At 65.9% G+C, this 13,201-nt stretch carries 14 protein-coding genes; 3 read left to right on the top strand and 11 right to left on the bottom strand.

Going from position 1 to position 13,201, the window contains the following annotated elements:
- The first annotated feature begins 39 nt into the window (after window positions 1-39).
- Window positions 40-639 carry an ABC-type transport auxiliary lipoprotein family protein gene (locus N5C18_RS08995; RefSeq protein WP_003124411.1) on the top strand — a complete coding sequence of 200 codons (600 nt, stop codon included), beginning with the start codon at window positions 40-42 and terminating at the stop codon, window positions 637-639.
- A 66-nt stretch (window positions 640-705) separates the two neighbouring features.
- Here the strand turns inward: N5C18_RS08995 and N5C18_RS08990 are convergent, their stop codons facing one another.
- The 9 genes from N5C18_RS08990 to N5C18_RS08950 all read right to left on the bottom strand — a co-directional run bounded on the left by N5C18_RS08990 (window position 706) and on the right by N5C18_RS08950 (window position 8,165).
- A complete protein-coding gene (locus N5C18_RS08990; RefSeq protein WP_000132148.1) occupies window positions 706-2,709 on the bottom strand; it encodes a relaxase/mobilization nuclease and DUF3363 domain-containing protein in 2,004 nt (667 codons plus the stop codon).
- 448 nt (window positions 2,710-3,157) lie between these two features.
- Window positions 3,158-3,757, bottom strand: coding sequence for a S26 family signal peptidase (locus tag N5C18_RS08985; RefSeq protein ID WP_021162757.1), 600 nt, complete (start codon window positions 3,755-3,757; stop codon window positions 3,158-3,160).
- Window positions 3,754-4,302, bottom strand: a complete 549-nt coding sequence (locus tag N5C18_RS08980; RefSeq protein ID WP_021162758.1) for a DUF2840 domain-containing protein — start codon at window positions 4,300-4,302, stop codon at window positions 3,754-3,756. Before N5C18_RS08980 ends, N5C18_RS08985 begins: the two co-directional genes overlap by 4 nt.
- Window positions 4,299-4,562 carry a hypothetical protein gene (locus tag N5C18_RS08975; protein ID WP_023123968.1) on the bottom strand — a complete coding sequence of 88 codons (264 nt, stop codon included), beginning with the start codon at window positions 4,560-4,562 and terminating at the stop codon, window positions 4,299-4,301. Before N5C18_RS08975 ends, N5C18_RS08980 begins: the two co-directional genes overlap by 4 nt.
- Window positions 4,559-5,197 carry a ParA family partition ATPase gene (gene parA, locus N5C18_RS08970; protein ID WP_023082450.1) on the bottom strand — a complete coding sequence of 213 codons (639 nt, stop codon included), beginning with the start codon at window positions 5,195-5,197 and terminating at the stop codon, window positions 4,559-4,561. The genes N5C18_RS08975 and parA overlap by 4 nt, the downstream gene beginning before the upstream one ends.
- Before the next feature lie 241 nt (window positions 5,198-5,438).
- Complete coding sequence (locus N5C18_RS08965) at window positions 5,439-6,293, bottom strand: replication initiator protein A (RefSeq protein WP_023123967.1); 855 nt, start codon at window positions 6,291-6,293, stop codon at window positions 5,439-5,441.
- Window positions 6,294-6,319: 26 nt separating this feature from the next.
- Entirely contained in the window at window positions 6,320-6,604 is a 285-nt protein-coding gene (locus N5C18_RS08960) for a helix-turn-helix domain-containing protein (protein ID WP_021162762.1), read from the bottom strand.
- A 75-nt stretch (window positions 6,605-6,679) separates the two neighbouring features.
- Window positions 6,680-7,477: a DUF2285 domain-containing protein gene (locus N5C18_RS08955; RefSeq protein ID WP_021162763.1), complete on the bottom strand. Its 798-nt coding sequence runs from the start codon at window positions 7,475-7,477 to the stop codon at window positions 6,680-6,682.
- Window positions 7,478-7,814: 337 nt separating this feature from the next.
- The gene (locus tag N5C18_RS08950; protein ID WP_021162764.1) at window positions 7,815-8,165 is read right to left on the bottom strand and encodes a DUF2958 domain-containing protein; all 351 of its coding nucleotides are present in this window, start codon (window positions 8,163-8,165) and stop codon (window positions 7,815-7,817) included.
- Window positions 8,166-8,483: 318 nt separating this feature from the next.
- Here N5C18_RS08950 and N5C18_RS08945 point away from each other — a divergent pair, with 318 nt between their 5' ends.
- Window positions 8,484-8,777, top strand: a complete 294-nt coding sequence (locus tag N5C18_RS08945; RefSeq protein ID WP_034203400.1) for a helix-turn-helix transcriptional regulator — start codon at window positions 8,484-8,486, stop codon at window positions 8,775-8,777.
- 70 nt (window positions 8,778-8,847) lie between these two features.
- On the opposite strand, the gene N5C18_RS08940 is transcribed toward N5C18_RS08945, so the two are convergent.
- A complete protein-coding gene (locus N5C18_RS08940) occupies window positions 8,848-9,162 on the bottom strand; it encodes a DUF736 domain-containing protein (protein ID WP_021162766.1) in 315 nt (104 codons plus the stop codon).
- A gap of 861 nt (window positions 9,163-10,023) precedes the next feature.
- Here N5C18_RS08940 and N5C18_RS08935 point away from each other — a divergent pair.
- Window positions 10,024-11,046: a DUF4917 family protein gene (locus N5C18_RS08935; RefSeq protein WP_023123965.1), complete on the top strand. Its 1,023-nt coding sequence runs from the start codon at window positions 10,024-10,026 to the stop codon at window positions 11,044-11,046.
- 76 nt (window positions 11,047-11,122) lie between these two features.
- Here N5C18_RS08935 and N5C18_RS08930 read toward each other — a convergent pair whose 3' ends face one another.
- A complete protein-coding gene (locus tag N5C18_RS08930; RefSeq protein ID WP_021156353.1) occupies window positions 11,123-13,156 on the bottom strand; it encodes a ParB/RepB/Spo0J family partition protein in 2,034 nt (677 codons plus the stop codon).
- Between the last annotated feature and the right edge of the window lie 45 nt (window positions 13,157-13,201).

Genomic DNA, 13,201 nt, shown 5'->3' with positions numbered 1-13,201 from the left:
GGCTTGTCCGCGTGCAGTGTGCTTCCCAAAGCAGCTCCAATGGTCACCTACAAATTGCCCGACTATCACATCGCCCAGGCGGAGAGTACGCCGCGCGCCGTTCCGGGACCCGGGGCGCTGCGCGTCTACGCCCCTGAGAGTAGTCGCGTCCTGGATTCGGAGCGGCTGTTCATTGCGCAGCCCGATGGTCGCTTGTCGGCTTGGCAAGGAGTGCGTTGGGCCGACCCCGCACCGGTGCTGCTGCGTGACCGAATCGTCGAAGCCTTCATGCGCGATGGGCGGTCGACTTCCGTGATTACCGATAGCACCCCAATGAGCGCCGATATGGAGTTGCGCAGTACGCTGCGGGCGTTCCAGCTCGAATACCGCGGCACTGAAGCGATCGCCGCGGTTCGGCTCGATGTGCAACTGGTCGATCCGGCCAAACGGACTGCTATTGCCAGTAGACGCTTCGAAGCAATCCAAGCCACAGGCAGCAAGCGAGAGGCCGATGTGGTGAGCGCGTTCGGTGTCGCCACGGATATATTGGCCGGGCAGATCGTTGAATGGGCAGTTCAGGTCGGGGCAGCGCGTTTGCGAGTTGCACCGGAATTGGCAAGCAACCATGCACCCACAGCGTCGTCGATAAGCACAGACTAGTCGTCTTAACGGAGCACAGAAGCTAGGGCCAAAACGCTGCTCGACACCTTAACTCGGTACGACAGCCTACGGCCCCGATCCAATCCCAGGACCTCTTTGCCGTCCAACCTCCCATGACACACCGCCGCCGCGTACAGTCGCGGCGATCTGCTGCCCCAGTCGTGGCTCGATTATCGGCCGCCAAGGCACCAGACTGAATCCCATGCCGTCATCGAGCAGCGCATAGCGACCGCTGGCGAGCATGACCGAGCGCCGGTAGATGCCGGCTACGCGCTGCCCGTCTGTGACGTGCCGATGCTCCAATCCGCTATCGGCGGCAATGTGCTGGGCGGCCTGCGCCAGCTCCCGATTGCGCAGCGTTTCCAGCAGATTCCGGGAGAGAATCAGCCGCTGCCCGCGCCGCTGGGCCAGCCCCTGTTCTTCGAGGAAGTCGGCGCGCTGCTGCAAGGCTTGCCTAGCATCGCCGCCAAAGCCCAGGTCGCCCAGTCCCTTGCCGCCGCCGATCAACTGCTGATCCAGCCAGGTCGCGCCGATGACGCGGGCCTGCCGTTCAATCGGCAGATGCGATTTCAGTTCGACCGCCACGCCGCCCAGCCGCTGCGCGTCGTACTGGCGGCCACGCTCGGCCAAGTCGTCCGGCACCTTCCATAACCCCTCGGCCACGCGCTCCACGATGCCGGCCCGCCGTAGGGCTTCCAGCCGGCGGATATGGGCCGCCACAGCCTCTTGCGGGTCGCGGCCGGGCTTGGCTCGGCCTTGCTCGATCGCCAGGTGGTGATCGGTGCGGTACAGGCCATTGCTCGCCAGCGTGGCGATGTTCTTGTCGGCCGCCCGCACCTCGGCGGAACCGCGTACCTCCACCACCGCGCCGATGGGATAGTTCGCCAGCTCGTCGCGGGCGTCCAACGCGACGTAGTGGGCTTTGCCGTCCAACCCGTCGATGACCAGATAGCCGCGGTCGTGCAGCTCGTCGGCCAGACCCTTAGCAGCCACGCGACCGACGATAGTGCGGCCGTCGTCGCCCGGCTCGAACACCGCCAGCTCGCGAGGCTTGCCGCTCATGGCCCGCTGCATCGTTCGGATGATGTCGCCACGCTCGCCCAGGGCACGCAAGGTCTTCTCCGCGTCCGCATGGACGGCCCAGGTGCCGGGCTGCACCTCGTCGGCCAGGCCCAGGCGCTGCAAGTGTTGCAGGCGGCCGATCAGCAGCAGGCGCTGGCGTTGCAGCCGGGGTTCGTTGAAGCGTTCGATCTGCACCCGGCCATCCTCGCCGGCCTCGCGCTGCAACGTGCGGTCGAGGCTCGTCCACCGCTCTTGCTCCACCTCGCGCTGCAAGGTCTGCTGGATCTCCAGTTCGGTGCGCGGCCCCAGCCATTCCGTCGCCAGCTCGGCGGCGCGATGGCGGAAGCCGTGGGCGATGTAGTCGCCCGCGATGATGAGGTCTTTGCCGGTATCGTCGCGTCCGCGCACGATCAGGTGCGTGTGCGGGTTGTCGGTGTTCCAGTGATCGACCGCCACCCAATCCAGCCGCGTCCCCAGGTCGGCCTCCATCCGGTTCATCAGGTGCCGGGTGTAGGTGCGCAGGTCGTCCAGCTCCGCACTGTCTTCAGGTGAGACGATGAAGCGGAAATGATGTCGGTCGTCCTGGCAGCGTTCCTTGAAGGCATCGAGGTCGGCTTCGTCGGTCTGCGGCCCGTAGGCACGGCCCGGCTCGCCGTTCCGGCCGGCACCGTCGCGCTCGATGTAGCGCAGGTGCTTGGCGAGCGACTGCGGACTGGCGTTGCGCTGGTTGACCAGCAGCGTCTTGATGGTCACGCGCCGTGACATAGGGGTCAGCTTTGCGCCTGCGAAGCGCGCCGCCGTATGGCCGCGTCCAAGCCGTGAGCCGGGCCGCTGGCCGGCGTGCTGGCCGCTCCCGCCAGCGGTAGGACGGCGCACCGCCGACTTGCCGCCGCTGGCCTTGCCAGCCTGCTTGAGCACCTTGGAAACGAAGCTCTGGCCCTGGCCTTTGCCTCGGTTCTTCGGCGCGCCAGGGCGCACCCAGAAATCATGGTCGCCGCGGTCGGTCATGGCTGTGCTCCCTGCAAGCTCCGGCGTGTCCGAGCGTGCGAAGCACGCGGACATGCCTGCATCGGCGCGTGCCTCGCGCCCCACGCGGCACGGCGGCGAAGCCGCGCCGTGCCGCGCCACCCCCACGTGCAGACTGGCTTTGCGGGCGGCAGAGTGCCGAACCCTTTTGTCTTGCCTTCCGCCTTTGCCCCTCGCTGTCGCTCCGGGCGTCGGCGGCCCGGCGGCGCTGCGCTGCTTGCAGCCAGCGCGCCGGCGAACGCGCCAATGGCCGCAGGCCGGGCGCGTTCGAGGCAAGACGCCTGCACGCTGGATGGCTGCGCCGGATGTTGCGCGAGGCGCGGCGCGAATGCGCCCGCGCTGCACGCGCGACGACACGGCAGCAGCCACTGGAACGACATGCTCGATGGCACGATGAGAGGCACGGCAACGTGCAGCGAATCGGCGGCCATCATGGGCGTGTCTCCAGCCAGACCGGGTGCGCGATGCCGATCACGGCGGATGCGCTGACCGGGCCGAAATAGCGGCTGTCAAACGACGCCGGATTGGTCACGCTCAACAGGAACAGCTCGCCCGGTTCGAGGCGGCGGCAAAGCTGCAAGGATGGCAGCGGCCGGCCCAGCCGGTCGGCAGGCAGCGCGGCGGCCGCAGGCACGCCGTCGATGCGTACCTGCCCGGCGACGATGCAAACGTGTTGCGGCGCGACTGCGCCCACACGTTTGAGCAGCGGAACGCGGGTCGGCAGGTAGCCGCGCTGCGCAGCCAGCATGGCGGCCCTGTCGGGCAGCGGCACCAGCACAATGCTGTCCACGGACAACGGACGTGGCAGCGAGGCGGTGCGCAGGTCGAGCGGCTCGATGCGATACCAGCCGACCGCCACGCTGTCGGACGGGTTGTAGGTCAGACGCGGCAGCGGCGACACGAAAGCCGCCCAGGCCAGCGCAGCGAAGCCGACGGCGGCGAAGCCCGCCAGCACGATGCGAGCGCGCAGGCGCGAGCGAGGATGCGGCGCGACTTCGTGCGTGCATGTGGTGTTGGATTGGGTCGTCATGGCAGCGCCCTTCCGGCCAGCCAAGCGGCGTGCCGCTCGGCGGTGTATTCGGGCAGCGCTAGGCGGGCCGCCAGACGGTTGCCCAGCGTGCGCCAGTACGCGGGCGACACGTCGATGGCGGCGATGTCTTGCCCTTCGATGCCGTCGATGCGTTCCAGCACGACACGCACCGCGTTTTCGCCTTCGGCGTGCAGCAGCAGGCGTGCGCCCGGCTGCACGCCGGGGATGCACTGCATGTCGTCCAGCGGCGTGGCGGCTTGCATCACCATGAGCTGCCAACGGATCGTGCCGTAGTCGTTTGCTTCCCAGCGCACGCGGCAGAACATTGCACGCGGCAGGAACACCGCGCAGCGCCGCCAGCGGTCGAGCCGCAGCATGCGCGCCGGTTCGCCGAAACGCAGGTAGAGCTTGAATCGCGGTTCAATGTAGGCGAGCGATACGCGAGTCAGCGGCACGCTGCCGGCCTGGCCGGCGAGCGTCGAAAGCGAAGGCGGCAGCGCAGCAGCCGTCGCCGCCTGAGCGGCAGGCAAGGCGGATGCGTTCATGGCAGGTTCTCCGTGCGGTTGTCGGGGAACTCTCGTTCCAGTAGTCCGCGCAGCAGTTCGGCCACGGTCACGCCCTGGCCGAAAGCGGCGATCTTGATGCGCGCGCGCAGCGCGGGCGTCACGTCGAGGGTCAAGCGTGCGGTGTAGAGGTCGCCCTTATTGAGCGCATCGGCATCGCCCTGGCGAATCCACGCCTCGGCGTGCGGATTCGCGGGCGGACGTGCGCCGATGCCGACGCGCTTGCTGCGCAGGCTGCTCATGTCGGCCACCGCAGCAGTTCATCGGCGAGCGCGGCGATCTCGCGTGCGGCGGCGCTGTCGGGCGCTGTCTCGCGGGCGAGCCGGCCAGCGGCCACGCTATCGGCGAAGACGATGCGCTGGCGCACTTCGCTGCGCAGCGCCGGCAGCGGCTGTTCGGCCAGCGATTGCCGCGCTTCCCTGCCGATGATGGTGGTGCTGACGCGCCGATTGATGACGAAGGCCGCGCGCAGCGCAGGCCGGAACACCTGTGCCTCACGGATCAGCGCCACCATCTCGGCGCTGGCCCACAGGTCATACGGGCTGGGCTGCACAGGAATCAGCACGCGCTCGGCCGCCAGCAGCGCCGAGCGCGCCAGGGCGGCGATGCGCGGCGGGCCGTCGATGATGACGTGATCGGCGCGGCGCGCCAGCTCGGGCGCTTCCTGATGCAGTGTCTCGCGGGCGAGGCCCACGGCGCTGAACAGCCGTGGCAAGCCCTGCTGGCTTCTGCGCTGCGTCCAGTCCAGCGATGAACCCTGCGGGTCGGCGTCCAGCAGGATGACGTGCAGACCACGCAGCGCCAGCTCGCCGGCGATGTGGGTGGCGAGCGTGGTCTTGCCGACGCCGCCTTTCTGGTTGAGAAACGCGAAGATCATGGCGCGGCCCTCGCTGCTGGAAAGCCGGCCTGGCCGTGCCGTTTCGCGGTTGTCCACCGAAACGGCGCGCTTCTACTAAAAGTTAGAGATTTATAGTTAGGTAAGTTAGAGGGGACGCAAACCCGCGCCGTTACTGGCTTTGCGGCGTTTTCGTACTCCTGATAGCACGAGGGTCGTACTCCCGATAGCACGATACCCGGTACTCCTGATAGCACGAGGCCGTTCACACCTTTTCCCGCAGTTATCCCCGTGCCGTGAACGGCACGGGCCGGAAGGTCAGCAGTTCCAGCCTTTCGCCCGGCATCGGCTCGATGCCCAGGACGTAGCCGGGCAGCGACTGCCGCGCCACCAGCATGCGCAGGTCGTAGGCGAAGTCCGAGAAGCGGGCCGCGCTGCCCGACTTGCGGTAGAGGTGCCGGAAGTCGAATTGCCAGCCGTGCTCCTGCCGTCCGCCGTGCTTGCGCACCAGGCGGTACAGCCAGCGTTCGATGCCGCCCTTCAAGCGGAAATAGGCAGGGTCGATGGTCAGCACCAGGGCGGCATCTAGCACGCCGGCATAGAACCAGTCCGGCAGGATCAGCTCGATGCCCAGCGGCGTGCCGCTGGCGTCGGCCAGCTCGCGCCATTCGTTCACCCACGAAAAGCGGTGCAAGCGCCGCCCAGTGGTTTCGCGGATGGAAGTCGCCACGCTGGTCGATTGCAGCCGGTCGAGCGCGGCTTTCAGACGCTGGTAGTCGTTGAGGGACGTGCCGCGCCCGATGAAGCGCAGGATTTCGTAGGGCGTGGCGTGTATCCAGCGCGACGGGCGAATGCCTGCGTCGCGCGCCTCCACGATCTGCGAGGCCGCCCAAATCAAAACGTCGGCATCCCAGATCGTTGCGATGCCGTGCTCCTGCGTTCCCTCCACGCGGATGGTGATGCCACCCGCCCGGAAGTCGATCGGCTCGGTGCGCCGCGACTTGGCGAGCGAGAAGAACGGAAAGGCCATCAAGTCCTGGCTGTCGCGCGGCGCCATGTCGCCCGGCAACGCGCGGAACAGGTCGAGCTGTTCCCGCTGCTGCGATCGCTGCCCCGGCGGCAGCGATGGGCTGGACATGACGATGGCCACCGGCGAGCCGACGATCAGCGGCCATCACGGTAGTCGCCCGCGTGACGCTCGGCATATTCCGGGTCGGATGTGGCCTCGTAGCTGCGCTGGTCGGCCCAGGCATTGAGGTCGGACACCGCGTACATGACGCGGCGGCCGAACTTGCGGAACTTCGGGCCGCCGCCGATCACGCGCTGTTTCTCCAGCGTGCGCGGCGACAGCCGCAGGTATTCGGCGGCTTCGTCGTTGGTCAGGTAGCGTTGGGGCTGCACGGGCGCAGCGACAGCAGCGGCGGCAGGCCGCAAGGGAGCGGGTCGCACGGGATGTACCTCCATCAAGCCCGGCCACACCACGCGGCCGGATAGAGGCACTTTCAAGAAAGCAAGGCTTCTTGCTCAGGGACGTTTTGCAGGGGATGCAGCGCGTCCCTGTGCAACGGGCGGAAGCTGTGCAAGGCGGCGATAGCCTCCGCGCATCAGCGCATCGCCCCGGCGTACCAGCCGGCGAACGCGGGCGCGCAAGGCGCTGTCGGCGTACCAGTCGTCGGCAACGGCATCGACGCCGAATAGCCCTTCGGCCACGTCGCGCAGGGATGCGCCAGCGAGGGAGCCGTCGAGCGCCTGGAGCGTGTTCAACTCCAGCAGCGCAGCGGGGGCCGGCCGCGACCGTGCTGTTCCCGCTGGCGCTGCATCGCCAGCGGCGGCCAGCTTGTCCAGTTCGGTCGCCAGCGCCTGATAGCGTCCGCAGGATGCGGCGCAGGCGCGAATGGCATAGGCGTAAGCCATGCCGTCGACCAAGCCGGGAGCGATCACCAGCCGCAGGCAGCAGCCCGGCCAGCGTGTCAGCAGCACCAGGCGCTTACCGTCGTGGATCAGGTGCTTCTGGCCGGGGAGGCGCCAGAATGCGAAGGCCACCGCGTCGGGCGGCGGGTCGGCGTCCGGGTAGAGCTGCACCACCGCATCGTGATCGGGGAACCAGGCCGGATGCGCGTCGCGCGCATCCAGGGCGGGATCTTCCAGCAGGCGCAATCCCCAGCGCGCGGCGGCCTCTGGCCGGCGCCGCCGGCGCAGCCAGTCGCGGCGGTAGTCGGGGTGGCGGCGCAGGTATTCCCAGGCCAGCGCGGGGCCGTCGAGGTGCAGCGTGTAGAGATACGCGGCGGTCGGATACCAGTGTTCGGCGCTCGGGTCAGCCATGACGCAGCCTCCTGTCGTTCAGCAGGAACGTCGCCACGGATTCCGCCGTGCGGGAGCTATCGGGCCGCCATCAAGTCGTCATCGAAATCGGGATAGGCTGTAACTGCTGGTGTCAAGACTGATTCGCTCCAGGGCATTGCGGAAATCGTCTGAATGCGACGACTGCGCCGCCACGAAAATGGCGCGCAGCATGGAGCACCGTGCAGCAGCCCGCGCCAAAGATCATGACTGTTTGCAACAGAAGCGCACCGCTTCGGTGCAAGAGTTCGGATTCAGACCGCGCAGGTCTTGGGTAAGACTGAAATAGTCAGAATGCGCCGTCGTTGGCTGGGACTGCTCAGTCGGTGATCGAGCCGTTTTCCTCGGCCAGCCGCAGGTACTCCGACAGCAGCCGCACGGGCTGGAAGTAGCGATCGCGCATCACAGGTTGCTGGCGCGGCCCGACGATGGACGCCAGATCGGACAGCTTCACATGGCCCAGGCCGGGCATGCCTATTCCCAGGTCGATCAGCCCCCAGGCCGTATCGCCATCGGCCGGGTCGAGCGCGGCCAGCAGCCAGGTGGTGTGTGCGTCAGGCGTGAACAGTCGCACCACCGGCATCGGGTCGATGCCCCGATCAGCGGCGAGTGCCGCGCCGACGGCGAGCAGTTGCGCCCGCTGTTCAGCGGTGACGAGCGGCTGGGTCATGGCCCGAATCCCCACGCATCCGAGGATGCACGGATACGATTTTCCACCGAAGCGCGGAACCCCCGAAGCGGATGCGTGCTTTGGCGGGAAAGCATGAAGGCGCAAGCCATCGAATCCGTACATGCACGGAAACGCAGAAGCGGAATTACGTAGGCCAGGAAAGACACGGATGCGGTTCCCCGATTCTGTCGGAATCCGCCCATGCGGATTTCCGTAAAAGCACGAAAGCGGTTCGGCCAACAGGAATGAACACTTTAGATTGTAGCCCTATTGGGTGCAATGGTCTGTCATCTTGGTTTTTACGGGGAAACCAAGTTGGTGACAGCGAAACACTCATTGGCGACGGCAATACGGACGATCAGGAAAGCGCGTGGCTTGAGCCAGGAAGCGTTCTCCGACGTGTCCAGCCGCACCTACATGAGTTCGCTGGAACGCGACTTGAAAAGCCCGACCATGCACAAGCTGACCGAGCTGTGCGAGGTCATGGACGTGCATCCGTTGACGTTGCTGACGCTGGCCTATGCTGGCGACAGCACGCGCAAGGCCGATCAGCTTCTGGTGCAGGTGCGCCAGGAGCTTGAGGCGGTGTTGAAGGAACGCGACACGCCATAGGCGCGTGCGTGACGTGCTGCGCCAGCAGCACGGCGCCCCGCCGCAATGGGCGGGGCGCGGTGGGCGGCCGTCAGGCCGCCTTGGGCTTGCTGCGCGACCAGATCAGGTCGTGCGTGCCGTCTTCGTTCTCGATCAGGCGGGCATAGACCGTCGCCGGGAACGAAGGGTCGTCGAGGGATACGGACACGTAGGGCCGCCCGGCTTCGCTGGTCTTCTCCCACGCCGCGCCGATGTCGTGGCCGGCCGCCTGAAGGCGGAAGTCGGGGGCGTTCTCGGTGTCGCCCTTGTCGTTGGGAATCAGCTTGATCTTGACGTTCAGGGTCAGGGTGCGGAGCTGGCCGGTGAAGCCGTCTTTCTCTGCGGTGAAGGTGCCGATGTTAGCCATGATGTTTCTCCTTTCGGGTTGAACGAGGTCGCGCCAGTGCGTCCTTGTTGTGATCCGGCCGGCGGGGGATGGGCTGGCCGCACCGCGCAGCGGTCGCAACACCGTGGAGAGCCTGGAAGCGAAAAGAATTTGTCCCGAGAGGAATGCGCGTAGCGCAGGGGAAATTGTTTTCGCTGGAAGGTTGCGGCCATGAAGCCCAAGGCGCAGCCGTTCCCTCGCCAGGATTCACGACAAGCCAAGGACGCACAGGCCGCCCGCTCCCGAATGGAGATGTGGCCGACTCGGCATCCCCGCGTGACGGCTTCACCGGCTTGCACCCTGGCACTGGCAAGGCCAACACCCCAACGACAAGCGAGAACGCTCCTTGCCGCAGATTACGGCGACGGGCTTGAGGCGTGGCGTGGATGCTCCATAGCGAGGCCGGGTGGCGTGTCGGTAAACCGTCCTTCGTGACGTACAGGCGCGAACCGCCAGCGTCGAGGACGGCACGCTTTGGCTCAACCTGCCGCAGCAAGCCGGGGCGTAGCCCCACAAGCCCCGCCCAGTACGGCGGGGCGCTAACCTGGCTAAACCGGCAGTGCCAGTTCGGCAGTATTCGTGAGGTGCCAAGCTACGCGTGGCGGGGCTGGGCCATGCGCCGCCCCCCCCCCCCCGGAAGAAAGCGTCGGCTCGAAGGCGTGAGGGATTGAAGCCGAATAGCCGTGACGGCAAAAGTAGCACGGGGCGCAGCCCGAAGATCCGGCGGCACATCGTGCCGACACGTCCATACAGCCTTAACACCCAGGTAGAGTGACAACGGAGAATGACTCGTCACAGCTATTATTCGACAACGAGTCATCAAAGGAACAGGGAGAACCATATATGCCATATCCCGTTGTGCCGTGGGAGCACGTTGCACCCAATTACCATCGAGGTACGATTCTGCTGGGCAATGGGGCTAGCATTGCTGTTTCACCGAGTTTTGGCTATGGCTCGTTGCTGGATCATGCCCAGCGAGCAGGCTTACTCGGAGCTGACGTACAGCAACTCTTTGGCTTTTTCCGAACCTCCGATTTCGAGTTGATCCTTCGACTGGTCTGGCAAGCGTCAAACGTCAATAGGTCACTACAGATACCAGACAATCGCACGCATCAAGCCTACCTGAATGTCAGAGAGTGTTTGATTCAAGCCGTTCGCGACGTGCATCCTGCATATGATCTAGTGAGTGGTCATTTGCCAAGCATGTACCAGTTCCTCAGAGGGTTCGATACGGTAATTTCCTTGAACTATGACTTGCTGGTCTATTGGACGATGACCTATGGACTCGACATTCAGGACGGACATCTATTCAAGGATTGCTTCCTGGGGAATGGCATGTTCGACGACGCTTGGCAGAGATTTCGAGCCCCCTATAGGGAACGGACTAACACCTTGGTGTTTTATCCGCATGGAAGTCTGGCTCTGTGCCGAACTGCAGTGGAGCAGGAGTTCAAGATTCACAACGCTGGGGAGGGTTTGCTGGAGGCCATCCTTGCGGAGTGGCGCAGTGAGCGCGTTGTGCCGCTGTTTGTCAGCGAAGGGACGATGCTGCAGAAAGTTTCCTCTATTCAGAACAGTTATTACCTTTCTACGGTGTACCGGGAGGTACTTACGTCACAGCGGTTCACATTGACGTTATTCGGCTGGGGACTCGGGGAGCACGATCGGCATTTATTGCGACGGATGCGCGGAACCGGCATCCAACGGGTGGCAGTCTCCGTTTTTGGTGGCAATCAGGTCTATTGCAACCATGCCTACCAAGTCATTCAGGATGATTTAGGGCCTGTCCATGTGGACTTCTTTGATAGTGAAAGCCCTGGATGCTGGATTCATGCGGTTCCGCCGGCGTTACCAGGACCTGGCTAACCCTACGTCGGCTTTCAGCGTTATCCGATGGCATCGTTGAAACCCCGGCGCGGTGCGCCGGGGTTATGCTGCTATGTCAGGCGGCGAGCGCGTGGGCTTCCACTACGTCGGCAGCATCTTCCACGTCCTCCGCGCCGTCCTGCGGCTCCGTGTCGTGTCCGCTCTTGAACACGGCGGGCATCCAGCCCATACCATCGGCCAGCCGTTCCGCTTCGCTGGCAATGTAGGCCTTCTTCAACTTTGCCAACCGTGTGACGTGTTCCGCTGCGAACTCGCCCACGGCTTCCAGAATCGCGGCCTTCGGCACATGCTGGAAATACCCGTCTGCGGTGGGCTGCCACCATGCGGCCATGTCTAGCCCCACGGCCTGCGCCAGTTCCGCGCCCGGCTGTTGCGCCGTGGCGCGAGGCGTCACCACGTCCACGGTCGCCGCCACGCATACCGCCAGCAGCCGCACCAGTTCGCCTTGCTCCATCGCCAGCAGCGCGGCGAACAGTTCGGCGCTGTCCTGCGGCAGCGCTTCGCCCGCGACCTGCTGCAACTCGCGCAGGGCTACGGCGGCGGGCGATTCGGGCCAGTCGGGGGCCATGCCTTCCAGCCGGTCTTGCACTTTCAGGCTCACGCCCAGCGGCAAGTCGTGGCCGTAGTGGTTGTCCTGCAAGACGCTCTGCACCATGCCATGCACCAGCGCGGCCAGCGCGACTTGCGGATGTCGGGCGACTTCGATTTGCAGCGCGGCGGTGCGGTGCGCGCTCAACCGCTGCGCCAGCCGGTCGGACAGGCTCGCGGCCTTGGGCTGCTCGGCGTCCTCGCCTTCGTCGTCGTTCCCGGCTTCGCCTTCCGCGCTGCCGAAACCCTGCCGCAAGCGTTCCAGCGTGCGCAGCGCGTTGGCTTCGGCTTCGCGCAACAGCCCGCGATGAATCACAGCTTCGCCGCCGCGGTCGAGGGTGACGATGGCACCGGCCACGGCGCGCACGTCCGGGGCGTAGCCCCGCAAGGCTTCCTCCACGGCTTGCAGTTCCCCGGCGACCTGTTCGCGGCGCGGTTCCAGCGCCTCGGTCTTGTCCTCGTCCTCGGCGTCGTAGGCTTCTTCCAGTTCGGCGTCGATCTTGTCGAGGCGGGTTTGCAGCGATGCGATGCGGCGGGCTTCGCGGGCGCTCGGTTCGCGGCGCTGGCGCGGCGCGTTCTGGAACGCCTGCCGCTCGGCGTAGCTCATGTGCGGCACGGCTTCCACCCATGCCCAACCCTCGGCGCGCACGTTCCCGGCCAGCGCATCCAGCTTGCTGCGCACCAGCGTTTCCAGCAGCGCGGCGTCGGTCAGGTAGGTTCCGGCATCGCCTTCCGCGAACAGGTCGCGGCGGATGCCGCCGCCCGCCGCCGTGTAGGCGTCCAGCCCAACGAAGCGCACTAGCGGATGCGTGGCGTCGATTTCGCGCTCGGTCAGGCGTTCGCGCAACGCGGACGCGCCACGCTGCCATTCGGGCGCACCGTAGAACGCGGCTTCCTGCGCGGCGTGGTCGTCGGTGATGGTCAGGGCCATCAACTGTTCCAGCGTGACGGCTCCGCCCCGGTAGTCGGCCAGCAGGCGCGGCGAGACGTTGGCGAGTTTGAGACGGCGCTGCACCACAAGCGGGGTCACGCCGAAGTCGGCGGCAATGTCTTCGATGGGGCGGCCTTCCTTGACCAGCGCGGCGAACGCCTCGAACTGGTCGGCGGGGTGCATCTGCTCGCGCAGCAGGTTTTCCGCGAGGCTGACGGTACGGGCCGAAGCGTCGGGCACCAGCAGGCAAGGCACTTCAAAGTCGGCGGCGATGCGCTTCTTCTTCGCCAGCAGCTTCAACGCGGTCAGGCGGCGGTCGCCCGCCACCACTTCGTATTGCTCGCCATCGGCGGACAGGATGACGACGAGGTTTTGCAGCAGACCGATGCGGGCGATGCTCGCGGCCAGTTCGGGAATGGACAGGCGCGGGGTCTTGCGTGCGTTGCGCTTGGAGCGGCGCGGCAGCAACTGCGAGAGCGGAACCAAAATCAGGTTCTTGGTCGGGTCGGCCACTTCCAACGGCGCGGCGGTTTCGATGGCTCGGGTTTCGATTTGGGTAACGGCGTTCATGGTGATAACTCCTTGCGGTTAGGGATGCAGCAGCGAGAGAAGCGG

It is taken from the genome of Stenotrophomonas sp. GD03930 (assembly GCF_029839665.1).
Taxonomy (GTDB): Bacteria; Pseudomonadota; Gammaproteobacteria; order Xanthomonadales; family Xanthomonadaceae; genus Stenotrophomonas; species Stenotrophomonas forensis.
This window is presented reverse-complemented; position numbering and strand designations above follow the sequence as displayed.

Excerpts from the sequence above, each read along its gene's own strand:
- N5C18_RS08995 (WP_003124411.1), top strand. The coding sequence starts at position 40 with ATGGTCACCTACAAATTGCCCGACTATCACATCGCCCAGGCGGAGAGT.
- N5C18_RS08990 (WP_000132148.1), bottom strand. The coding sequence starts at position 2,709 with ATGACCGACCGCGGCGACCATGATTTCTGGGTGCGCCCTGGCGCGCCG.
- N5C18_RS08985 (WP_021162757.1), bottom strand. The coding sequence starts at position 3,757 with ATGACGACCCAATCCAACACCACATGCACGCACGAAGTCGCGCCGCAT.
- N5C18_RS08980 (WP_021162758.1), bottom strand. The coding sequence starts at position 4,302 with ATGAACGCATCCGCCTTGCCTGCCGCTCAGGCGGCGACGGCTGCTGCG.
- N5C18_RS08975 (WP_023123968.1), bottom strand. The coding sequence starts at position 4,562 with ATGAGCAGCCTGCGCAGCAAGCGCGTCGGCATCGGCGCACGTCCGCCC.
- parA (WP_023082450.1), bottom strand. The coding sequence starts at position 5,197 with ATGATCTTCGCGTTTCTCAACCAGAAAGGCGGCGTCGGCAAGACCACG.
- N5C18_RS08965 (WP_023123967.1), bottom strand. The coding sequence starts at position 6,293 with ATGTCCAGCCCATCGCTGCCGCCGGGGCAGCGATCGCAGCAGCGGGAA.
- N5C18_RS08955 (WP_021162763.1), bottom strand. The coding sequence starts at position 7,477 with ATGGCTGACCCGAGCGCCGAACACTGGTATCCGACCGCCGCGTATCTC.
- N5C18_RS08950 (WP_021162764.1), bottom strand. The coding sequence starts at position 8,165 with ATGACCCAGCCGCTCGTCACCGCTGAACAGCGGGCGCAACTGCTCGCC.
- N5C18_RS08940 (WP_021162766.1), bottom strand. The coding sequence starts at position 9,162 with ATGGCTAACATCGGCACCTTCACCGCAGAGAAAGACGGCTTCACCGGC.
- N5C18_RS08935 (WP_023123965.1), top strand. The coding sequence starts at position 10,024 with ATGCCATATCCCGTTGTGCCGTGGGAGCACGTTGCACCCAATTACCAT.
- N5C18_RS08930 (WP_021156353.1), bottom strand. The coding sequence starts at position 13,156 with ATGAACGCCGTTACCCAAATCGAAACCCGAGCCATCGAAACCGCCGCG.